This is a genomic window from Arthrobacter pascens (genome assembly GCF_030815585.1).
Classification (GTDB): domain Bacteria; phylum Actinomycetota; class Actinomycetes; order Actinomycetales; family Micrococcaceae; genus Arthrobacter; species Arthrobacter pascens_A.
Window position 1 is genome coordinate 265777 of record NZ_JAUSWY010000001.1, and the last position, 23471, is coordinate 289247.

Consider the following 23471-nt stretch of genomic DNA (forward strand, 5'->3'; position numbering starts at 1 on the left):
AATGCGCCCAGAAATGACGGTTTGGACCTATTCTGACGCTCTTTCGGCGATCAACCTGACGTCAGGGCGGATGTACTTCTCCCGTCGATCCGTCGGTTCAGGTGCCATGGGTTGGTGTCCTGCAGGGCTTCGGGGAGGAGTTCCTGGGGGAGGTTCTGATATGCCACCGGGCGGAGGAAGCGGTTGACGGCAAGGGTTCCCACGGAGGTGGTGCGAGAGTCGGAGGTGGCGGGGAAGGGTCCGCCGTGGACCATGGCGTGGCCTACCTCGACGCCGGTGGGCCAGTCGTTGACGATGATCCGTCCTACCTTCTGCTCGAGGATGGGCAGCAGTTGGGCTGCCGTGGGGTAGTCGGCTTCAGTCAGTTGCAGGGAGGCGGTGAGCTGGCATTCGATGCGGCGGGCAGCTGCGAGAAGGTCTTCCACGGAGCTGTAGCGGATGACCAGGGACGCGGCGCCGAAGATTTCCTCGTGCAGGACTTGGTTGTTGGTGAACTCTGTGACGCCAGCGCCGAAGATGGTGGGTGCCGGGGCGTTTTCGGTGCGACCGGGAGTGCCTTGGCCGATGAGCTGGACTCCGTCCGCGCTGCCGAGGTTTGTGGTGCCTTCGTTCCAGGATCTTGCGATGCCTTCGGTGAGCATCGTCTGTCCGGAGGAGGCGGTAACGGCGCGGCCGACGGCGGCAGCGAGTTTGTCCCCTAGCTCGCCTTCAGGGGCGAACAGCAGGCCGGGCGAGGTGCAGAGCTGGCCGGATCGGCCCGTCACGGAATCGACGTACTGCTGGGCGAGGGCATCTATGTGTTCGACGTCCCCCTTGAGGGCGCCTTCGAAGACGAAGACGGGATTCAGCGAGGACATTTCCGCGTAGACAGGAATGGGCTCGGGCCGGCTTGCCGCGGTCCGCATCAGGGCGACGCCGCCAGCGCGGGAGCCGGTGAAGCCGACGGCCTTGATGTTGGGGTCGGCCACGAGCGCCTGGCCGATGCTGCTGCCGGGGCCGTAGATCAGGGCGAACACGCCGGGGTGCAGGCCTGCGTCCTTGACGGCTTTGGTGACAGCCTGGCCCACCAGTTCGCTGGTGCCGGGGTGGGCATTGTGTGCTTTGAAGACCACCGGGCACCCTGCGGCGAGGGCCGAGGTGGTGTCTCCGCCCGCCGTCGAGAAGGCCAACGGAAAGTTGCTGGCGCCGAATACGGCCACCGGGCCGAGCGGAATCTGGCGCTGGCGGATGTCAGCCCGGGGCAGAGGAGTGCGGTCAGGGATGGCGGAATCGATGCGGACCCCGCGGAAGTCCCCCTGCCGGACCACGTCGGCGAAGAGGCGCAGCTGGCCGGTGGTGCGGGCATGCTCGCCCTGCAGCAGGGCTGTGGGCAGCCCGGTTTCCTGGCCGGCGCGGATGATGAGTTCCTCCCCGATGGCTTCGATGTTGTCAGCGATGGCTTCCAGGAACCCCGCGTGGGTTTCCGGGTCCAGGGTGCTGAAGGACGGGCAGGCCTCGGCCGCGGCAGCAGTGGCAGTCTTGAGCTGTTCTTCGGTGAGCAGAGTGTAGGTGGGTTCCAGCGACTGGTTGGTGGCCGGGTTGAGGCCGAAGGTGGTCCTGCCTTGGCCAGCGACGGGCTGCCCGGCAATAAGTGAATGTCCTGTAAGCGGCACAGTGGTTCCTAGGGATATTGGCGGATATGGGGAGGGCGGGTGCCGGAGAACCGATGATGACAGTTGCCGCTGCCGGTCATCCTTTGACGGCTCCTGCGCTCAGCCCTTGGACCAGGAATTTTTGGACGTAGGCGAAGAGCAGCACCACGGGGATGATGGCGATGACACCGCCTGCGGCCAGGGCGCCGAAATCGGCTCCGAATTCGCCAAGCAGGTAGCTGAGACCGACGGGAACGGTGAATTGATCCTGGCTGCTGATGAACATGATGGCGAAGAGGAAATTGTTCCAAGCGCTAATGAAAGCGAACGAACCAACGGCAACGATTCCGGGTTTCAGGAGCGGCAGCACCACAAGCCGGAATGCCTGGATGCGGGTGCAGCCGTCCACCCAGGCAGCTTCTTCCAGTTCCATTGGAACGTTCCTGATGAAGCCTGACATCAGTATCAGAGACAGCGGCAGGTGAAAGACCGTGTCCGAAATAATGAGGCTCCACAGGCTGTCGGTGAGGCCGACCGAGTTGAAGATCTCGAAGAGCGGGATGAGCATCATGGCTCCGGGCACGAACTGGGTGCAGAGCATGGCTACCAGGAACAGTGCCTTGCCGCGGAACTTGAATCGTGCCAGAGCGTAGCCGCCCAGCAGTGCGATGACTGTGGACGTGAGGAGGCTCATGACGGCGACGAAGAGACTGTTTTTGAAGTAGATGCCGAATCCGGACCCGTTCCATACAGTCTCGAAATGCTCGAATGTGATCGGCCACAGGACCAGAGATGTTGACCCTGAGGGGCGGAATGCGAACAGCAGCATCCAGTAGAACGGTATGAGCGTGAAGATGAGGAACAGAGCCAGCGGCACGTAGGTCAGGACCCTATCGATGCGACGGGCACGCTTCTTCAGGGGGCTGAGTGGCCGTTCTATTGGCTCGCCGCGGTCCGCTGTCTGTGAGCGGGTTGGCGTTGTTTGGGGAAGCAAGGAGGTCATTTGTCATCCTCTTTGGACTTGGTGATGCGCAGGTAGACCAGCGAGAAGAAGGTCAGGATCATGAAGGCCACCACTGTCAGTGCCGAGCCGTAGCCGAAGTCACGGTCATGGATGGCTGTTTGCGCGACGTACAGGGGCAACGTGGTGGTGGCGCCGGCAGGTCCGCCGCCCGTAAGCGTGTACAGCAAGTCAACGTTGTTGAACTCCCATACCGCCCGAAGCAGGGTTGCGATGACCACTGCCTGCCGTATGTGGGGCCAGGTAATTGACAGGAACTTCCGTAATGTTCCTGCTCCGTCGACATCTGCGGATTCGTAGAGTTCAAGGGACACCGATTGGAGGTCGGCCAGGATAAGGATCGCGAAAAAGGGTATGCCTTTCCACATCTCGGCGAGGACCACGGCCCAGAACGTTGTTCCGCTGCCGGAAAGGAGCGACACGCCATACTCTCCGATGCCGATGTCCGCGAGGTAGCGGCCGATCCCCGTTGATGGGTTGTAGATCAGGATCCAGATTGTGGTGGTGAGGATGCCGGAAACGGCCCAGGGAGAGAAGACGAGCGAGCGGGCGAGGGCCCGGCCAATGAACGTTTTGTTGATCAGCAGTGCCAGTGCCAACCCAAAGATGAACTGCAGTCCAACCTCCACCACCACCCACTGGAGAGTGAAGGTGAGGCTGCGCCAGAAAAGGGGGTCAGCACCCATGGCCACGAAGTTGTCTTGGCCGGCGAAGCCGTCATTCCACGGCTGCGTGACGTTTGAGTGCTGGAGGCTGTAGTAGAAGACACTGCCTACGGGGTAGACCAGGAACACCAGCGTTAGTACCGCTGCCGGCCCGATCAGAAAGTAGGGGTAGAGGCGGCGGAGCCTTGCGTTGTTTTTTCGCTGCAGCGGTTTCGCCGCACGATGGGGGGCTATGACAGACATGGGCGTCGCTACTTCTTCATGTATTTTTGTTGCGCCTTGGTGAGCTTTTCGGCAGATTGGGTCAGGAATTCCTTGACTGAAAGCTGTTTCTGCAGAACACGCTGCCATTCAGGAAGCATCTCAGTGGTGGTGATGGAGTTGAACTCCGGCAGGTAAAACGGTTGTTCCAGCACGACCGCGTCTTTGTTTTCGACTGCCTTAATGGAGGTCAGCATGGCGGGGTTTTCGGTGACCCAGGGTTCCTTCGCGACCTCGAGGTTGCCGGGGAGATAACCGGATTTCTGTGCCCAGAAGCTGTTGCCCTCCACGCTCATGGTGTATTCAAGGAACTTCCAGGCAGCTTCCTTGTGCTTGCTGGCCTCGAACATGGCAAAGCCCGTGGTCATACGCCCTGACAGCACAGACTTGCCCGACTTTGACGGGAACGGTGCCACCGCTGCTACCTTCTCGGCTCCGAGGGCGGCGACGTGGGTGGGGTACGAACCGATGCTGTGACTGAGCATGGCAGCTCCGCCCGCCCCGAACTGGGCCACCATCGTTTTGAAGTCAGCCGTCAGGTCACTCTCCGCGGTGTCCTTGCCGTAGAGGTCCACATAGTCCTCAGCTGCGGCCACGACTGCAGGATCGTTCAGTGTTGATGCGCCGTCTTCCCGGAAGAAAGTGTCGACCCCGGCCTGCGGATAGACCATCTGGACAAACTGCGAGAAGAAACCATTTCCACCGCGCAGGGTGTAGCCAAACTTTCCGGTTGACTTGTCTGTGAGCTTGTCCGCTGCGGCGTAGAAGTCGTCCCAGGAAGCAGGAGCGGACAGGCCTGCGTTCTTGAAGAAGTCCGACCGGTAATAGATGACGTCCGCCAAGCTGGTGGCCGGCGTCAGGTAGAGCTTGCCGTCCGGGGATGCCGCCTTCGACGACTTGGTCATTGCGGGCGAAATCTTCTCGTCCCAGCCGCCGTCAAACTTCTCGTCCAGCGGTGCCAGCGCTTTCTGGGCTACAAGCGCGGAAATGTCCGATGCCTTGGGTGTAATGATGTCCGGTGTCGCCTTTGTGGCGATCGCCGTGCTGATCTTCTGCATGTAAGAGTCCGTCGGGAGTCCCAGGTAGTTGACCTTGATGGACGGGTTCTTTTCTTCGAACATGCTGATCAGTTTCTTGAGGTTTTCCGTGCGCTCGGGGCGGGTGTCTGTGTCCCAAAGTTCCAGGACAACATCGCCCCCTTCCGCGCCGGAGCTGTCCGTGCCCGTCCCGCAGGCACCCAACCCCAGTGCCGCCGTTATTATGGCAGCGACTCCGACCAGGGTCCCGCCACGGCGGTTCCTTTTGAGCGACGGTCCCTTGTTCTTACGCATCATTGCGTTCCTCTCAATGGATAAAGCGGGTCAATGGATTAGCGGGAATGATCCCGGTCCGGCCCTTCTCGTACATCATATACTACATATGATGTTCATGATATGATGTTTTTGTCGAAAGGAAATTATTGTGAGTACGCAATCCATGGGCGGGGCGTTGCTGCCGACGGCGTCCAGGACCAACCTCGTTGTTGAGGCCCTCCGGCGCTCGATTCTGACTGGTGAGCTAGCCGCCGGGCAGGCTTTGGTGGAGACCGAACTGGCTCGTCATTTTGGCATTTCCAAAACTCCGGTCAGGGAAGCGCTTAAGACTCTGGCTGGGGCGGGCCTGGTATCGATGAGCGATTACAAGGGCGCTACGGTGCGCGTTGTTGATGAGGAAATGGCAACCAGCATCTTCGATGTGCGCTCCTTGCTGGAGCCCGTTGCGGTTGCGCGAACCGTCGAGCGTGGCTTCGACGTGGTGCGGGCGCAGGAGGCCCTTGACCGGGCAGCGGAAGCCAGGGATGAAGCGGAACGTAGCTTGGCAAACCGTGATTTCCACCAGTTGCTGTACTCAAACAGCGGCAACACAGTTCTTACGCAGATGCTTGACGGGCTGCGGGAGCAAACGGCCCTCATTTCGGCGAACGCCTGGATTAAGCAGCACTCCTGGGAGGAAGAAGCGGCCGAGCACGCTGAAATCCTTGCCGCGGCACGAAGCGGTGACGCAGGCAAAACGGCGGAACTGGTACTCCATCACATTCGCAGTTTCGCCGCCCGCGCGGTCGGACAGATCGCTAAGGGGCAATCATGACCTTCTCCCACCTGAGGTCTGCTTTAGCGGACGTCGTGGCAATTCCAGTGACGCCATACAAGAACGGCGCTGTGGACCTTTCCACATTCAAGATCCTTTTGCGCCGGCTGATCGACAACGGTGTCACCACCATCACCCCGAATGGGAATACCAGCGAGTTCTATGCGCTAACAGCAGCTGAACGCAGGCTGCTGATCGAGGCATCTTCCGAGGCCGCCGGGGATGAGGCGACGCTTCTCCTTGGCGTGGGTCATGACATCCAGACGGCCATCACGGACGTGCGCCTTGGCAGGGATGCAGGCATTCCCATGGCCATGATCCACCAGCCCACCCATCCACATATTTCAGCCGCAGGCTGGGTGGAGTACCACGCCGAGATCGCCTCCGCTGTCCCGGAAACGGCCTTCGTCCTGTACATCCGCAACGAATGGGTAACTGCGCCCATGCTGGTCGAGCTGTCTGATCGGTGCCCGAATATCATTGGAATTAAATACGCAGTGCCCGATCCAACTCAGTTCGCACGGATCCGGGACCTGGCCGGCGCCGACCGCTTCGTCTGGATTGCCGGCCTGGCCGAACCCTACGCCCTTTCCTACGCTGCCCACGGGGCCACGGGATTCACTTCGGGACTCGTCAACGTCAATCCGGAACTTTCGCTTGCCCTCCGTGACGCCCTACGCAATGGAAACTATTCATTGGCCGGGTCGCTGCTGGCGCGGATTTCCAGGTTTGAGGAAATGCGCGCCGAACACCGGTCGGCCAACAACGTCAGCGTGGTCAAGGAAGCCCTCGCGCAGCTGGACCTTTGTGACAGATCCATCAGACCGCCCAGCCGCGAAGTTGACGATTCGGACAGGACCGAAATCGCGGAGATCCTTGCAGACTGGGCAACCAGCCACAACCTCCTCGCAACTCCCCGGCCCTCGGAAAAGACAGTGGTCACATGAAAATCACGGGCTTCAAGACCTTCATGCAACGAGTCGGCACCCGGCCGCGGCTGCTCCTTCGGATTGACACCGATGAAGGAATATCCGGCTGGGGTGAGGCCTATAACCATGGCCCGGACTGGGCCCTTGTTCCGGTCCTGGACTACCTGTTTGAACAGGTCAAGGGGGATGATCCCAGGCGCGTGGAGTACGTGACCCAAAAACTCATTCGCAAAGCCCGGTTCCCGCAAGGAGCCATCGGCCTCGCAGCAATCTCGGCAGTAGACCATGCACTGTGGGACATCGCGGCCAAAGCACTCGACGTACCTGTCTACAGCCTCCTCGGGGGATCAGTGCGAGACCGCGTCTCCGTATACGCGGGCGTTTACTCAGCCCCGGACCCGATCGAATGCCGGGAAATCACCCAGGAACTCAACGAAGAATACGGATTCACCGCTTTCAAGCTAAGCCCGTTCCGCGGAGACCTGCACGATCGCCGCTGGGGGCTCGTGGTCAAGGAAACGGCTGACTACTTCGCCGCCGTACGGGAAGCATGTCCAGACGCCTGGGACTTCGCTTTTGATGCCCACGCCAAGATTTTCGAGCCGTACCAAGCAATCCAACTCGGCAACGCCCTGGCGCCATACCAGCCACTCTTCTTCGAAGAACCCATACGGCCCGAATACTTCCCCGCATGGCACAGGCTCCGCGCAGAGCTCCATGTCCCCCTGGCTACCGGAGAGAGCCTCTACTCAGCCAACGAGTTCCTGAGCCTCCTCTCGGGCGCCGGAGCAGACATCATCCAGCCGGACATCTGCGTCGTCGGAGGAATATCCCAGATGAGGAGAATCGCCACCATTGCCGAAGCGCACTTCACCACCGTGGCGCCCCACAATCCCATGGGCCCGCTCGCTGTCGCCCACAACCTGCACTTCGCCGCAGCCTGCAGCAACTTCTCCATCCTGGAATACAAACTCGAAACGACCAGCTGGTGCCCTGACCCTTACCTCCCCGTCGACGGCCACCTCGAGCTCCGCCCCGACCGTCCCGGCTGGGGAATCGAAATCGACGAAGCTGCGCTCAGCACTGACGACTACGTTCATTGGGAGCGTCAGCTTCCGACGCGGCCGGATGGGTCCTTGGCTTACTGCTGAGAGGAAAAGCACCCCGCTGGAGAGGCTCACGGCGGTTCGTGGCGGGACTCCCCAACACCCCTGACGCCGTCGATCCGTTTTGGCGACATGTTGAAATCACGTTCTTGTTGGCAGCTGACAGCCCGCTAGGTGCGCGTTTCGTCCGCAGGCCCTGGCAGCCCTGACTGCAGCTAAGGAGTGGGCTTCCGTCACTACCCGCTCACGCATCCCGGCAGCAGTACGAATCTGCCAGCCATCTTAAGTCGCAATAGCAGCGTCCCAGTCAAGGGTCGCATCGCGTATTTCCGGTGCATGGAGATCATCGTCTCGGACGTCTAGGTAGTGCCTGAAAGCAGGATGGATCCGGAACTGGACTCGCCGGTCCAGTCGCTTCGCGAGCCTTTCGGCTACCTTCAGCTTTCTTCTGGCAGCGGTCTCACCTTCAACATGGACGAAATCGTCGTCGGCAATCTCGATTCCTAGGAAGGAGGTCTTTATCAACCACGACTTCACTTCGTTGGGGTTGTCCGCGACTGAAAGTGCTTCACTAAGTTCCACTTCGCCCAGTGTTGAGTCCATTCCCGCGAACTCGTAAAGTATCTCTTCCAGATCAAATCCTTCGGCTTCGCTTTCCACCAGTAGAGCTTCTATGGCGAACTTCGAGTATTGGCTCTCCGCCAGAACGATGTCTGCCTCCTGGATTGATTCGTGCTTTCTGTTTATTGCGGTAGTGAGAGCCGCGTTAGCGAAATAGATTAGGTCTCGAGGTCGCGGCAGTTCAGGCGGCAGCGACGGCGATTACAATCTTTTCCGCCTTCCCGCAGGGCTAGGGGAGACATAGCGCAGCGGTGGCTGCAGCACGCCACCCCCCTCGTAGTACATAGAAACACTAAGCAATGTAGTAGGCCTCGCCGCGTAACCTTGTTTGATGCCCCGTTTTGCGCTTGATATAGACTCCGTCCCCCGTCCCGTCCGCTCGCAGGAGCTTCTGGACGCAGTGAACCACCGTGTCGTCATTGCCGACGGCGCGATGGGCACCATGCTGCAGGGCCGGGACCTGTCGCTCGAGGTCGACTTCCAGGGCCTGGAAGGCTGCAACGAGATCCTCAATGACACGCGGCCGGATGTTCTCGCGGATATCCATGACGCCTACTTCGCCACGGGCATCGACGCCGTGGAAACCAATACATTCGGCGCGAACTGGTCCAACCTCTCCGACTACGGCATCGACGACCGGATCGAAGAGCTCGCCCGGAAGGGCGCAGCGATCGCCCGGGAGCGCGCCGAAGCGGCAGAAAAAACAGACGGCCGGATGCGCTGGGTCCTGGGCTCGATGGGGCCGGGCACCAAGCTCCCCAGCCTCGGCCACACCAGCTACGACTACCTCAAACAAACCTTTGCCCTGCAGGCCGAGGGCCTCATCGACGGCGGAGCGGACGCCTTCCTCATCGAAACCAGCCAGGACCTCCTGCAGACCAAAGCCGCGGTCAACGGCTGCAAGCAGGCCATCGTGACCCGCGGCATCCGGCTCCCGATCTTCGTTGAGGTGACAGTCGAAACCACCGGAACCATGCTGATGGGCTCCGAGATCGGCGCGGCCCTCACCGCGCTCGAGCCGCTCGGCGTCGACGCCATCGGCCTGAACTGCGCCACCGGGCCGGACGAGATGAGCGAGCACCTCCGCCACCTCTCCAAGCAGTCCTCCGTGGCCATCGCCTGCATGCCCAACGCAGGCCTGCCGGTTCTTGGTCCCAACGGCGCGCACTACCCGCTGTCGCCCACCGAACTCGCCACCGCGCACGAGCAGTTCGTGCGGGAATTCGGCCTGGGCCTGGTGGGCGGCTGTTGCGGTACGACGCCGGAACACATGGCCGCCGTCGTCGAACGCCTTGCGCCCTTCCGCAACGGCGCTTCCGTCGCCAGCGGTGGGAGGGGTGCCGACGGTAGCCGCGTTCCCACCGAGAGGGAAGCAGGCATCGCTTCCCTCTACCATCATGTGAATTTTGACCAGGAGTTGTCCTACCTCGCCATCGGTGAGCGCACCAACGCCAACGGTTCGAAGGCGTTCCGCCAGGCGATGCTCGAAGAGCGTTGGGACGATTGCGTCGATATTGCCCGCGAGCAGGTCCGTGTTGGCGCGCATTTGCTGGACGTTTGCATCGACTATGTGGGGCGCGACGGCGTAGCCGACATGAAGGAGATCGTCTCACGTTTCGCGTCGGCCTCTACGCTCCCACTGGTTATGGACTCCACCGAACCAGCCGTACTTCAGGCCGGGCTCGAACACATCGGCGGCCGCCCGGTGGTCAACTCCGTCAACTACGAGGACGGCGACGGCCCTACCAGCCGCTTCGCCCGCATCATGCCGCTCGTGAAGGAACACGGTACCGCCGTGATTGCCCTGACCATTAACGAAGAGGGCCAGGCACGCACCACCGAAGGCAAGGTGGCCATCGCCTCCCGCCTCGTTGACGCCCTGGTGGGCGAATGGGGGATGCGCGTAGAAGACATCATCGTCGACGCCCTGACCTTCCCGGTCGCCACCGGCCAGGAAGAGACCCGCCGGGACGGCATCGAAACCATCGAGGCCATCCGCCAGATCACCGCGAAGTACCCCGGCATCAACACCACGCTCGGCGTCTCCAACGTGTCCTTCGGCCTGAACCCGGCAGCGCGCATGGTGCTGAACTCCGTGTTCCTGCACGAGGCAGTACAGGCGGGCCTCACCAGCGGCATCATCGACGCGGCTAAGATTGTGCCGCTCGCGTCCCTGCCGGAAGAACAGCGCAAGGTGGCCCTGGACCTCGTCTATGACCGCCGCGAATACGACGCCGACGGCAACGTCACCTACGACCCCCTGGCCATCATGCTGGACCTGTTCGCCGGCGTCGACACCGCAGCCCTCAAGGACCAGCGCGCCGCTGAACTCGCGGCGCTGCCCACCGGTGCACGCCTCGAGCGGCGCATCATCGACGGCGAAGGCAAGGGCCTTGAAGCGGACCTCGACCTGGCCCGCTCCGAGGGAATGACCCCGCTGGGCATCATCAACGACTACCTGCTCGAGGGCATGAAGGTGGTGGGCGAGCGATTCGGCGCCGGCGAGATGCAGCTGCCGTTCGTGCTGCAGTCCGCTGAGGTAATGAAGAACGCGGTGGCCCTGCTTGAGCCGCACATGGAGAAGTCGGATTCGTCAGGCAAGGGCACCATGGTGATCGCCACCGTGCGCGGCGATGTGCATGACATCGGCAAGAACCTGGTGGACATCATCCTCACCAACAACGGCTACAAGGTCATCAACATCGGCATTAAGCAGGGTATTGCCGAGATCATGGCCGCCGCCGAGGAGCACAACGCCGACGTGATCGGCATGTCCGGCCTGCTGGTGAAATCCACGGTGGTCATGAAGGAGAACCTCGCGGAGCTGCAGTCCCGTGGCCTGGCGAAGAAGTGGCCCATCATCCTCGGCGGTGCAGCCCTGACCCGCGCCTACGTGGAGCAGGATCTGGCGGAGCAGTTCGACGGCGTAGTCAGGTACGCCAAGGACGCCTTTGAGGGCCTTTCCCTCATGGAACCGCTGGTACGCGTGGCCCGCGGCGAGTCACCGGACGACGTCGGCCTTCCGCCGCTGAAGAAGCGGATCCACAAGGGAGGCGCGAAGTTTATGGTGACCGAACCGGAGGCGATGCCCGGCCGTTCCGACGTGGCCGCCGACAACGCCGTGCCCGCGCCGCCGTTCTGGGGCACCCGCATTGTCCGCGGCGTGGCACTGCACGACTACGCGGCTTTGCTCGACGAGCGCGCCACGTTCATGGGGCAGTGGGGGCTTAAGCCCGGCCGCGGCGATGACGGCGCCTCCTACGAGGAACTGGTGGAACTCGAGGGCCGGCCGCGTCTGCGGTACTGGCTGGACCGCATCCTCGCCGAGGGAATGCTTGATGCTTCCGTGGCATACGGCTACTTCCCGGTGGTCTCCGAGGGGGAACAGGTGGTGGTGCTGCACCACGGAGAGGATCACGACGGCGTCCTCGGCACTGCGGGTCTGCTCGCCCCCGACGGCGGATCAGGCGGGCCGATCGGCACCGAGCGCCTGCGTTTCGACTTCCCGCGCCAGCGCCGGGACCGGCACCTGTGCCTCGCCGACTTCGTGCGGTCACGGGAATCGGGCCAGATCGACGTGCTGCCGGTCCAGCTGGTCACCGCCGGCTCGAAGATCGACGAGTTCACGTCAAAGCTGTTCGCCGGGGACCACTACCGCGACTACTACGAGCTCAATGGCCTGGTCATGCAGCTCACCGAGGCGCTGGCGGAGTTCTGGCACGCGCGGATCCGCAAGGAACTGGGTTTCGCGGCCGAGGAGCCCAAGGACACGGCAGGGTACTTCAAGCTCGATTACCGCGGTGCCCGCTTCTCGCTGGGATACCCCGCGTGCCCGGACATGGAGGACCGCCGCAAGGTGACGGAACTGCTGAAACCGGAGCGGATGGGCGTGGTCCTGAGCGATGAGCTGATGCTGCACCCCGAACAGTCCACCGACGCGTTCGTGTTCCACCACCCGGAGGCGAAGTACTTCAAGGTGTGAGTTGAAGCCGGTCCCGCTTTAATGTCTTGAGCTGCACATACACTGCCAACGCGTAAGTAACACGCCTCCCAAGGCGCAGAAGACAAGCAGGGGCGCCGCGCTGAACACCAGAAAACCAGGAGCGGACTTAGCCGCTAAGGCTTCTGCCTGCCGGAACAGGCATTGTCGGGGGAGCCTGGTACGTGCCGGAAGCGGCACAGATGGCTCTACCTACGCACCGGGCAGGCTGCGAGCCCTAGACTTTGATGAGTAAGGCTCTTCGGATGGAGATGCAGACAGGTGTCTGAACAATGACCCGAAGGGCTCGTGGAAGCCAAACGCCTGGGCGGACGTAATGCTGCCAAGTGTCAGGTGGGAATCTAAGCTGTCCATCAGAAAGCTGTAGGAAACACGTTTTGGACCGTATCCTGACGGTGTTTGAGTGACTGCCTGGACGTCAGTCTGGGGTGTGGCTCAGCAAGGCGATCTCCCCCGCCCGTCGGCCAGGTTCTCGGGACGTGATGAGTACGGTTACCCAAGGGGCCGTGTTCAACAAGGAACAGCCGGTGAACTCGGTTTTCGATCTGAGGAATGTGGGCAATCTTCAGCGTAAATCTCTCCCATCGTTTTCACGCTCTTGTCATTGTTTAACTTTTAAAGCAAGTCAAGTCTTTACATCGCTACACTTAGCTCAATTTGTAGCTCTTGTACCAGAGTGTAATTTCGCCTCTGGCCGGGGTTATTTGTACATATGGGGGACATGTGCTGCGTTTTGCCAAGAATCCGTGGGCCTGGATTTCCGTTTTGCTTACTGCTGCAGCTGGAATGTTTTTCTTAGGAGGGCTCCAGGCCGCGGCTGCGGAAACGACCGTTGCCAGCGTTAGCGGTAAGATCAGCGTTCCTGCGGACATCACGACGGGCGGCATGAGGGTTGAGGTTTACGAAACCAATTCGCCTGACTTCTATGTGCAGTCTGTTCCCGTGGGCTCCGATGGCAGCTACAGCATCGGCGGACTCTCAGCCGATAGCTACAAGCTGAGATTCTCGGCAAGCGGTACAGGCGCACTGGACTCCTGGTACAACAACGCAGCGACATTCGACTCTGCCACTACTGTCACCCTGACTGCCGGGCAGAACCTCACCGGTATCAACGCCACCCTCGTCAAGGGCGCAACCATCAGCGGAAAAGTCACCGCACCGGCCGGGGTTAGCCTCACTGGTGCAAGGGTGGAAGCGTACGGCAGCGACGCCAGCTCCTACGTGCAGTCCGCATCCATCAGTTCCGACGGCACTTACAAAATCCTCAGCCTCCCGGGTGGCAGTTACAAACTGAAGTTCACCGGATACAACACCGGCGCACTGGACCAGTGGCACAGCAACGCCACTTCGTTCCAGACGGCGACGGCTGTGAGCCTAGCCGCCGGGCAGGACCTCTCCGGCGTCGACGCCACCCTCGTCAAAGGTGCGACCATCAGCGGCAAAGTTACTGCCCCACTGGGTATCGCTGTCAATGGCGTCAGAGTAGAGCTTTACAAGGCAGACTCAGCCAACTCCTACGTAAGCTCTGCTTATGTCGGCTCGGACGGCAGCTACAAATTCACCGGCCTCCAGGCAGCCAGTTACAAGGTAAAGTTCGCCGGGAACGGCACAGGGGCGCTGGCCCAGTGGCACAGCAACGCCGTCTCTTTCGATACCGCCACCACTCTTACCCTGACCACCGGGCAGGACCTGGCCGGCATTGACGCCACCCTCGTTAAGGGCGCCACCGTCAGCGGCAAAATTACAGCGCCGGCCGGTGTCATTCTCGGCAACACCAGCGCCTACATTTACAAGGCCGGCGACCAGTACTCCCCCGTGACATATACCTATCCGGGCACCGATGGCAGTTACAAACTCATTGGCCTGCCTGCGGGAAGCTACAAACTAAAATTCGCAGCCAACAATTCCGGGGCACTGGACCAGTGGCACAACAACGCGGCCTCCTTTGACACCGCCACCGCCCTCACTCTCACCACCGGGCAGGACTTGGCCGACGTCAACGCCACCCTTGTCAAAGGCGCCACCATCAGCGGCAAAATCACCGCACCTGCAGGGGTCAACCTTAACGGCGCCTACGTGTACGCCTTCAGCGCCAATGATGCCGGCACGTCTGTCGAGCAGGCCTGGGTTGCTTCCGATGGCAGCTACAAGATCATCGGACTGCCGGCCGGGAACTACAAACTGAACTTTAGCGGCTACAACACCGGCGCCTTGGATCAGTGGCACAGCAACGCGGCCTCCTTCGATACCGCTACCCCTCTTACCCTGACCACCGGGCAGGACCTTGTCGGCATCAACGCCACGCTCGTCAAAGGCGCCACGATTAGCGGCAAAATCACTGCACCGGCAGGGGTCACGTTGAACAACACGTACGTCTACGCCTACAACGCCAGCTACTCCAGCTACCAGGAAAAGTCTGTTTCGGTCAGTTCCGATGGCAGCTACAAAATTATCGGGCTCCGGGCCGGTAGCTACAAACTCAAGATCAGCGGTTACAATACCGGCGCCTTGGATCAGTGGCATAGCAACGCGGCCTCCTTCGATACCGCTACCCCTCTTGCCCTGACCACCGGGCAGGATCTGGCCGGCATTGACGCGACCCTCGTCAAGGGCGCCACCATCAGCGGCAAAATGACCGCGCCGGCCGGAGTCGACCTGACCGACATCAGGGCGACGCTCTACAAGACAAACGATGCTTACTCTTCCGTGGCTACCACTTATGCCAGCCAGGACGGTACGTACAGGTTCACCGGGCTGCCGGCGGGTAGCTACAAACTGAAATTCACCGGTTACGGCACCGGGACCCTTGACCAGTGGCATCTGAGAAGCACCTCGTTCGACACTGCCACGATCATCACGCTCACCACCGGGCAGGACGTCAGCGGCATCGACGCAACTCTCGTCAAGGGCGCGACGATCAGCGGAAAGATCACCGCGCCGGCCGGCGTCACCCTTGAGAAAACCGGCGTGATGGTCTACAAGACCGACAACTCTTACTCCTCTGTCGCCAGCGCTAACGTTGGATCAGACGGCAGCTACAAGATCCTCGGCCTTCCGGCGGGCAGCTACAAACTGAAATTCACCGGGAACAGCTCCGGGGCGCTGGACCAGTGGCACAGCACCGCCGCGTCCTTCGAAACCGCCACCGCCTTGACCCTGACAACCGGGCAGGACGTCGCCGGTATCAACGCGGCTCTCGCCAAGGGCGCCACGATCAGCGGCAAAATCACTCCACCGGCGGGCGTCGGCCTTGGAAGCACCTTCGTCTACATCTACAAAACCGATGACCGGTACAGCTACGTCGCCTCCACATACCCGGGTGCCGACGGCTCCTATAAAATTACGGGCCTTCCGGCCGGTAGTTACAAGGTGATGTTTTCAGGGTATGACTCCAAAACCTTGGAGCAGTGGTACAGCAACGCGACGTCCTTCGACACGGCCACAGCTGTCACTCTCACCGCGGGGCAGGACGTCACCGGTATCAACGCCTCACTGGTCAAAAGCGCGACGATCAGCGGGAAAATCACCGCTCCCACCGGTGTCGATCTGGGCAAAGCAAGGGTTTACGCTTACGGAACAGATAACCCAGACTCGACCGTCGGGTATGCAACCGTCGGCTCCGATGGAACCTACATGATCAACCGGCTCCCGGCCGGCAGCTACAAGCTACAATTCACCGGCAACAACACCGGGGCCCTGGAACAGTGGTACAACAACGCCGCGTCCTTCGCCGACGCTACGGCCGTGACCGTCACGACCGGGCAGGACGTCACCGGAGTCAACGCCGCACTCATCAAGGGCGCCACGATCAGCGGGAAAGTCACCGCACCGGCCGCGGTAAATCTGACCAATACACGGGCAGAACTGTACAAGACGGACTCGGCCACCTACCCCGTCAAGTCTGCTTACCTCGGTTCAGATGGAACGTGGAGGTTCACCGGCCTTCCCGCCGGAAGCTACAAACTGAAATTCACAGGCACCGATACCGGGGCCCTGGATCAGTGGCACAACAATGCCCCCTCCTTTGAGACTGCCAGCACCCTTATCTTGACCACCGGCCAAGACCTCACCGGCATTACTACAACCTTGGTCAAGGGCGCAACCATCAGCGGAAAAATCGCCGCACCAGCAGGGGTCAGCCTCGCGACCATCAAGGCCTACGCCTACAAGGCCGACGACGAGTCCGCCCAGGTTGCCAGTTCCTCCCTCACTTCCACCGGCAGCTACCAAATTATTGGCCTGCCCGCGGGCAGCTACAAGCTGAAATTCATTGGAGACAAGTCCGGTGCCCTCGAGAAGTGGTACACCAACGCCGCGTCCTTCGCCACAGCTACTGCAGTGACCGTCACGACCGGGCAGGACCTTATCGGTGTGGATGCCGTCCTGGTCAAGAGTGCGACGGTCAGCGGGAAAGTTACAGTACCGGCCGGGGTCACCGTCGCCAGTGTGAGGGTCGAGATCTATAAGACTGATTACGCCTATTCACCCGTAGGAACGGCGTCCGTCGGCTCGGACGGAACCTACAAGGTCATCGGGCTCCCAGCCGGCAGTTACAAGCTCAAGTTTGCAGGAGCAAAGGCCGGGGCACTAGATCTGTGGCATAGCAACGCCGCGTCCTTTGACACCGCCACTATCGTCACGTTAACCAACGGGCAGGACCTCACCGGCCTAAACGCCACACTGGTCAAGGGCGCGACAATCAGCGGCAAAGTCACCGCACCGGCCGGTGTCAGCCTGATCAGGTCCTCCGTGTACGTTTACAACGCCGCGGAGGGCGGGAATTACGTGCAATACGCTTCCCTCGGATCCGATGGCAGCTACAAGTTCATTGGGCTTCCAGCAGGCAACTACAAGCTTAGCTTCAGCGGATACAACTCCGGAGCACAGGAGCTCTGGTACAAAACCGGAACCTCCTTCAGCACCGCCACAGCCCTTACCGTCGCCGCCGGGCAGGACCTTACCGGGATCGACGTACTGCTGGTCAAAGGCGCCACGATCAGTGGCAAAGTAACCACCCCTGTCGGTATAGCCGCCAACAGCACAAGGGTCGCGCTCTACAAGGCCGACTCCTCAAGTTCCTCCCTGCAGTCAGTCTGGGTCGGCCCCGACGGCAGCTACAAATTTAGCGAACTGACCGCCGGCAGCTACAAAATCAAGTTCCTCGGGAATGGCAGCGGCGCCCTTGACCAGTGGCACAGCAACGCGGCCTCCTTCGACACCGCTACCCCTCTTACCCTCACCACCGGGCAGGACCTGGCCGGCATCAGCACCACCCTCCTCAAGGGCGCTACCATCAGCGGTAAAGTATCGACCGCGACTGGTGTCAGCGTCTCCAACGCGAACATCTACGCATACAAAGCCGATGACGCCACTGCGTCCGTCGCGTCGGCCAGGGTCAATACCGATGGCAGCTACAAAATCATCGGGCTCCCGACAGGTACCTATAAAGTCAAACTCCAAGGAAACGGCAGCGGAGCCACGGACCAGTGGTACGGCGGAGCCACATTTGAGACAGCCTCACCCGTGGCCCTGACAGCAGGGTCTGACAAGACAGCAGTCGATTTCACGGCTCAACTCGGTGGATCCATCGCCGGCAAGGTCAGCGGAGCCCAGCAAGGCTACGCACCCGTCACGGTCCTGGACTTGACCGGCAAGCCCGTCAAGGAAGGCTACTCCGACAAGACAGGCAATTACAGCGTCGTAGGACTGGCAAACGGCTCCTACAAAGTGGCCTTCAACCGCTCCAGCGGCTACTCCACAGAAGAAGCCCAGTACTACCAGAACAAACCCGAATCGGCCGGCATCGGCCAGGCCTCCACGCTCTCAGTCCCGACCGGGACCTCCGTCACGAATATTGATGCGACCCTTACACCCGGCGGCGTCCTCAGCGGATCCGTTACGGACAACGCAGGAAAACCCCTGGCCAATGTCCCCGTCTACGCCTACACCATCAACAGCTCGCTCGTCACACGCAGTTCCTGGACAGATGCCACAGGAAAGTACTCGATTCCCGGGCTAACCACCGGTCAATACATCGTCAAGGCCAGCACCGGGAAACCCGAACTCGGAGATCTTTACTCCGGCAACACCACCAGCGAAGCCACAGCAACACCAATAGCGACGGCTGCTGGGACAACATCAACACTCAATCTCTCCTTCGCGTCCCTGACGTTGGACCCGGCACCGGTGCCCACGATCACGGGTACTGCGAAGGTTGGTCTGACCTTGACTGCGGTTCCGGGGACCTGGGGACCGGCGCCGGTGACGCTCACTTACGGGTGGAAAGCCAACGGCGTCACCATCATCGGGGCAACGGCCAGCACCTATAAACCGGTCGCTGCGAACTACGGCAAGACCATCACTGTCACGGTCACCGGAACGAAGTCCGGCTACACCACTACAGCGAAAACATCGGCAGCGACCGCCACCGTGGCCGCCGGAACCCTGACATCCCCGGTACCGACCATCACCGGAACGGTCAAGGTCGGCTCCACCCTCACCGCGGTCCCCGGCACCTGGGGACCGGGAGCTGTCACCCTGAGGTACCAGTGGAAAGCTAACGGTACCGCCATCACCGGCGCCACCGCCACCACCTACACCCCGGTCACGGCGGACCTCGGCAAGACCATCACCGTCACCGTCACCGGCAGCAAAACCGGATACACCACGGTGGCAAAAACATCAGCCGCCAGCACCGCCGTAGCACCCGGTACCTTGACGGCACCAACGCCCACCATCACGGGAACGGTCAAGGAGGGCTCCACTCTCACAGCAGTCCCGGGCACCTGGGAACCGGCACCGGTGGACCTGGCCTACCAGTGGAACGCCAACGGCACCGCCATCACCGGCGCCACTGCCACCACCTACACCCCGGCCGCTGCGGACGTCGGCAAAACCATCACCGTCACCGTCACCGGAACTAAAACCGGATACACCACGGATATGAAAACCTCAGAACCGGCCGGGACGGTGATGGCGCTGGATCCGACCCTCACCTCACCGGTGCCCACGATCACGGGTACTGCGAAGGTTGGTCTGACCTTGACTGCGGTTCCGGGGACCTGGGGACCGGCGCCGGTGACGCTCACTTACGGGTGGAAAGCCAACGGCGTCACCATCATCGGGGCAACGGCCAGCACCTATAAACCGGTCGCTGCGAACTACGGCAAGACCATCACTGTCACGGTCACCGGAACGAAGTCCGGCTACACCACTACAGCGAAAACATCGGCAGCGACCGCCACCGTGGCCGCCGGAACCCTGACATCCCCGGTACCGACCATCACCGGAACGGTCAAGGTCGGCTCCACCCTCACCGCGGTCCCCGGCACCTGGGGACCGGGAGCTGTCACCCTGAGGTACCAGTGGAAAGCTAACGGTACCGCCATCACCGGCGCCACCGCCACCACCTACACCCCGGTCACGGCGGACCTCGGCAAGACCATCACCGTCACCGTCACCGGCAGCAAAACCGGATACACCACGGTGGCAAAAACATCAGCCGCCAGCACCGCCGTAGCACCCGGTACCTTGACGGCACCAACGCCCACCATCACGGGAACGGTCAAGGAGGGCTCCACTCTCACAGCAGTCCCGGGCACCTGGGAACCGGCACCGGTGGACCTGGCCTACCAGTGGAACGCCAACGGCACCGCCATCACCGGCGCCACTGCCACCACCTACACCCCGGCCGCTGCGGACGTCGGCAAAACCATCACCGTCACCGTCACCGGAACTAAAACCGGATACACCACGGATATGAAAACCTCAGAACCGGCCGGGACGGTGATGGCGCTGAATCCGACCCTCACCTCACCGGTGCCCACGATCACGGGTACTGCGAAGGTTGGTCTGACCTTGACTGCGGTTCCGGGGACCTGGGGACCGGCGCCGGTGACGCTCACTTACGGGTGGAAAGCCAACGGCGTCACCATCATCGGGGCAACGGCCAGCACCTATAAACCGGTCGCTGCGAACTACGGCAAGACCATCACTGTCACGGTCACCGGAACGAAGTCCGGCTACACCACTACAGCGAAAACATCGGCAGCGACCGCCACCGTGGCCGCCGGAACCCTGACATCCCCGGTACCGACCATCACCGGAACGGTCAAGGTCGGCTCCACCCTCACCGCGGTCCCCGGCACCTGGGGACCGGGAGCTGTCACCCTGAGGTACCAGTGGAAAGCTAACGGTACCGCCATCACCGGCGCCACCGCCACCACCTACACCCCGGTCACGGCGGACCTCGGCAAGACCATCACCGTCACCGTCACCGGCAGCAAAACCGGATACACCACGGTGGCAAAAACATCAGCCGCCAGCACCGCCGTAGCACCGTAAGCTGCGCACCGGTAGTCGTAGGGTTTCAACCGCCCAGCGCGATATATGGGCCTGAGCTTTCCACGGTCCGATAACGTGAGGGGTTCATGAACCGAGGGCGTTTACGCGTTCTCTGGCGGCCTGGGCGGCTTCGGCGTCACCCAGGCGCTCGTAAATCGCCGAAAGAATACGCCACGGCTCCTCCAGCGCCGGGTCCAGAGCTGCCGCTTTTTGAAGATCGTTGATGCTCTCGGCAGGGTGGCCAAGCCCGTAATTTGCGACACCACGTTGAATATAAAGGTTGGGGGAGGAGGGTGCTTCCGACAACAGCCTGTCCAGCAGTTCTTTCGCGTCGCCCATTTCACCGTTGTAAATGAGTCCCACGGCGAGGGCAAGCCCGGCTTCATGGGAACGCGGCGTGGCATCCAGTGCTAGGCGGCCCCATTCAACCGCGTGCTGAGCTGCGGACTGGTCTCCTGTTGTGGCCGGACCCGCAAAAGCCTGCGCTGCGAGCAGGGCTGTGTCGCTGTCCCACGGCCTAAGACTGCGGCTCAGTTGGAAGGCTTGTTCTGCCTGTTCAACCTCGCCCTTCCGGGCAGCCTGAGCGCCGGCACCCATCGACCATTCCGCCAAGGTGGCAGGAATCGCCACGGCGAGACAGCCGCAGACAAAGACGATCCCGCCAATGCGCTGAACTAAGGGACCGGTCCTGGACAGTTTTGGGGGCATTCCCGCCGGCCCGGCTGAGCCGACAGCGGATGCATCACGGTCACGCCCCACCAAGCCACCGCACAGCAACGCCGCCAGTGCTATGGTGCCGATGGACGTGAAATGCGTCAGGAGAGCTAACGCATAGGCCACGACGGCTACGCCCCCTACCAGCAGCTGCCGCCGCAGGTCCGGGTCCGGCACTTCCCGCAACCGCCCATAGAAGCACCACGCGGCGGCAGCGGCGCAGCCCAGCACGAGAAGAAGCAACGGGATGCCTCCCGCGGTCAGGGACTGCAAAATCCAGTTATGCGGTGAGTCCGTTGGAAAACTGTCACCAACCCTGCTGGCCCAGGCATCATTTAGGTACGGAGGCAGGGCATCCACAAAGTTGCTCGGCCCTACCCCGAACCACAGATGGTCGCGTACCAAAGCAAGGCTCCGATCCCACAGGAGCCAGCGTCCGTCCACCGTACCGGTTGCGAACAAGCGTTCCCTCGTTGCCGGAACGATCAGTACAATCAGGGCCAAACCCGCGACGGAAAAGCATGGGCCGAGCACCGTCATCAACGGCGACCGGGATCGGCCTCGCGTCCACAACACGGCGCCCCATATCGCAACCATCGCCAGGCCTGCGAGTGCCGCCCGGGATCCTGACAGCACCACAACCGTCGCCGCGGCAACCAATCCCGCACGCCCGAGCCACAACTGCCATCCGCGTTCATGCGAAATCTGGGCAGACAGAACACCGGCGATCATAATTCCGATCAGCCCCTGATCCGTTGCGTTCCCCAGAGTTGCACCCGGGCGGACATCCAAGCCTCCCCCCAAGGGCCGCAGGCCAAAGGATTCCATGATGGAAACAATAAGCAGCGGCAGGGCCACGGCAGCCAACGAAAGGCGCAGGACCCGCCATCGCGGAACCGATCGGTTCCCGCCCAGCACCTTGGCACCGACCACAAAGACAGCCAGGTACACCCCGATCGTCAGCAGGCCTTCGTACCGCGGCCACCGTCCAACCAGACTCGGCCAGGAACTGCCCGCCAGTGCCATGGCAAGCAAGATCCATACAACCAAGGAGGCCATGAAGACCTTCAGCATCCGCGGAACGGCAGCGCCAGCTGGCGAAAGAACACCAAAGAGAACGGCAAAAATCACGACCGTGATCTTGATCCACACAAATCTAAAAAGCCCTCCAGGCTGTACCGCCACAATGGACATGGCAGTCAGCAGGACACAAAGACCGGGAAACAGGATTCCCCCGACACCTCGGCACCGGTCCAGAACCCAACTCACGATCCTGCCCAGCCAACCCCAGACGGCACCGGAAGGTCAGCGGATGATGACTGGGGCAGACCAGCGTTGCTGCTTTCGACAGGCGGTACCAAGGCTGGAGGTGTCACCGGCAAGCTCATCGGCCCTCGATTGTGCATGTGGTGCGGCCCCCAAATCCTGGTCATGACCGCATCTCGGTCTACTACCGAGATGCTACCTAACCGTCGAAGGAATCCAGTAGTAACGGAAAAATCCATCAGGGAAATGGGTGTATCCATATGTTTCCTCCTACCTCAAAGTTGTGACGGGACGACTTCGACTTGGCCTCGGGTGAACGGAATCGAACCCCGAGCGTTCAGAACATGGCTGTGACAGGTTTGGATGGCCCGATAGGAGGGTCATGCCCGGCCCCACTTCGTTGACTCGCCGGGCATCTTGTAACGGTTATATGTGGCCCCGCCTTCAACATTGGAATCATCAGCGGATGAGTGCGCCGGAAGTCTGGTCTGGATGGAGTCGAGAGTGGAGTTGTTCGAGCAGATCCGAAGGGACGCCCGGGGCGAGGGCTGCTTCGGAACGTGCTGCCTAAGCCAGGCTTTCATTCCGCGGACGAGTCCTCGAAATGACCGGCTCCGATGCGCCCTTTGACCCCGCCTTCCTGGACATCCCCGCCGTGAACCGGGTCCTGGCTGACCAGTCCTGACCCCCGGCTGGCGCGGGCAAATGCCCCGATCCTGATCCCGGGAGCAGCCCCATATTCGGTCACTCCCCCGGGCATTTTCAAACGCCGATAAAGAGCGTTTCG

Annotated in this window: 12 protein-coding genes; 5 read left to right on the forward strand and 7 right to left on the reverse strand. The window is 61.5% G+C overall.

The window, feature by feature from the left end:
• Positions 1-50: 50 nt before the first annotated feature.
• The 4 genes from QFZ30_RS01320 to QFZ30_RS01335 all read right to left on the reverse strand — a co-directional run bounded on the left by QFZ30_RS01320 (position 51) and on the right by QFZ30_RS01335 (position 4912).
• Positions 51-1652, reverse strand: a complete 1602-nt coding sequence (locus QFZ30_RS01320; protein ID WP_307072741.1) for an aldehyde dehydrogenase (NADP(+)) — start codon at positions 1650-1652, stop codon at positions 51-53.
• A gap of 76 nt (positions 1653-1728) precedes the next feature.
• Positions 1729-2634: a carbohydrate ABC transporter permease gene (locus QFZ30_RS01325; protein WP_307072743.1), complete on the reverse strand. Its 906-nt coding sequence runs from the start codon at positions 2632-2634 to the stop codon at positions 1729-1731.
• Positions 2631-3560 (reverse strand): carbohydrate ABC transporter permease, encoded by a 930-nt coding sequence (locus QFZ30_RS01330; RefSeq protein ID WP_307072745.1) that lies wholly within the window; start codon positions 3558-3560, stop codon positions 2631-2633. The genes QFZ30_RS01325 and QFZ30_RS01330 overlap by 4 nt, the downstream gene beginning before the upstream one ends.
• Before the next feature lie 8 nt (positions 3561-3568).
• The gene (locus tag QFZ30_RS01335) at positions 3569-4912 is read right to left on the reverse strand and encodes an ABC transporter substrate-binding protein (RefSeq protein ID WP_307072747.1); all 1344 of its coding nucleotides are present in this window, start codon (positions 4910-4912) and stop codon (positions 3569-3571) included.
• A 142-nt stretch (positions 4913-5054) separates the two neighbouring features.
• Here QFZ30_RS01335 and QFZ30_RS01340 point away from each other — a divergent pair, with 142 nt between their 5' ends.
• Genes QFZ30_RS01340 through QFZ30_RS01350 form a run of 3 tightly spaced genes read left to right on the forward strand, consistent with a single transcriptional unit; the run spans position 5055 to position 7785 of the window.
• Entirely contained in the window at positions 5055-5705 is a 651-nt protein-coding gene (locus QFZ30_RS01340) for a GntR family transcriptional regulator (protein WP_307079972.1), read from the forward strand.
• A complete protein-coding gene (locus QFZ30_RS01345; RefSeq protein WP_307072749.1) occupies positions 5702-6652 on the forward strand; it encodes a dihydrodipicolinate synthase family protein in 951 nt (316 codons plus the stop codon). Before QFZ30_RS01340 ends, QFZ30_RS01345 begins: the two co-directional genes overlap by 4 nt.
• Positions 6649-7785 (forward strand): mandelate racemase/muconate lactonizing enzyme family protein, encoded by a 1137-nt coding sequence (locus QFZ30_RS01350; protein WP_307072751.1) that lies wholly within the window; start codon positions 6649-6651, stop codon positions 7783-7785. The genes QFZ30_RS01345 and QFZ30_RS01350 overlap by 4 nt, the downstream gene beginning before the upstream one ends.
• Before the next feature lie 237 nt (positions 7786-8022).
• On the opposite strand, the gene QFZ30_RS01355 is transcribed toward QFZ30_RS01350, so the two are convergent.
• Positions 8023-8400: a hypothetical protein gene (locus QFZ30_RS01355; protein WP_307072753.1), complete on the reverse strand. Its 378-nt coding sequence runs from the start codon at positions 8398-8400 to the stop codon at positions 8023-8025.
• Between the two features lie 292 nt (positions 8401-8692).
• Here QFZ30_RS01355 and metH point away from each other — a divergent pair, with 292 nt between their 5' ends.
• Both metH and QFZ30_RS01365 read left to right on the forward strand, forming a co-directional pair.
• A complete protein-coding gene (gene metH, locus QFZ30_RS01360; RefSeq protein ID WP_307072755.1) occupies positions 8693-12343 on the forward strand; it encodes a methionine synthase in 3651 nt (1216 codons plus the stop codon).
• A gap of 804 nt (positions 12344-13147) precedes the next feature.
• The gene (locus tag QFZ30_RS01365) at positions 13148-20704 is read left to right on the forward strand and encodes a carboxypeptidase regulatory-like domain-containing protein (RefSeq protein ID WP_307072756.1); all 7557 of its coding nucleotides are present in this window, start codon (positions 13148-13150) and stop codon (positions 20702-20704) included.
• An 84-nt stretch (positions 20705-20788) separates the two neighbouring features.
• On the opposite strand, the gene QFZ30_RS01370 is transcribed toward QFZ30_RS01365, so the two are convergent.
• Both QFZ30_RS01370 and QFZ30_RS01375 read right to left on the reverse strand, forming a co-directional pair.
• Positions 20789-22549, reverse strand: coding sequence for an O-antigen ligase family protein (locus QFZ30_RS01370; protein ID WP_307072758.1), 1761 nt, complete (start codon positions 22547-22549; stop codon positions 20789-20791).
• 715 nt (positions 22550-23264) lie between these two features.
• Positions 23265-23432 carry a hypothetical protein gene (locus QFZ30_RS01375; RefSeq protein ID WP_307072760.1) on the reverse strand — a complete coding sequence of 56 codons (168 nt, stop codon included), beginning with the start codon at positions 23430-23432 and terminating at the stop codon, positions 23265-23267.
• Positions 23433-23471 lie beyond the last annotated feature (39 nt).

Coding starts and splice junctions, on each gene's coding strand:
- QFZ30_RS01325 (WP_307072743.1), bottom strand. CDS start 2,634: ATGACCTCCTTGCTTCCCCAAACAACGCCAACCCGCTCACAGACAGCG.
- QFZ30_RS01330 (WP_307072745.1), bottom strand. CDS start 3,560: ATGTCTGTCATAGCCCCCCATCGTGCGGCGAAACCGCTGCAGCGAAAA.
- QFZ30_RS01335 (WP_307072747.1), bottom strand. CDS start 4,912: ATGATGCGTAAGAACAAGGGACCGTCGCTCAAAAGGAACCGCCGTGGC.
- QFZ30_RS01340 (WP_307079972.1), top strand. CDS start 5,055: ATGGGCGGGGCGTTGCTGCCGACGGCGTCCAGGACCAACCTCGTTGTT.
- QFZ30_RS01345 (WP_307072749.1), top strand. CDS start 5,702: ATGACCTTCTCCCACCTGAGGTCTGCTTTAGCGGACGTCGTGGCAATT.
- QFZ30_RS01350 (WP_307072751.1), top strand. CDS start 6,649: ATGAAAATCACGGGCTTCAAGACCTTCATGCAACGAGTCGGCACCCGG.
- metH (WP_307072755.1), top strand. CDS start 8,693: ATGCCCCGTTTTGCGCTTGATATAGACTCCGTCCCCCGTCCCGTCCGC.
- QFZ30_RS01365 (WP_307072756.1), top strand. CDS start 13,148: ATGTTTTTCTTAGGAGGGCTCCAGGCCGCGGCTGCGGAAACGACCGTT.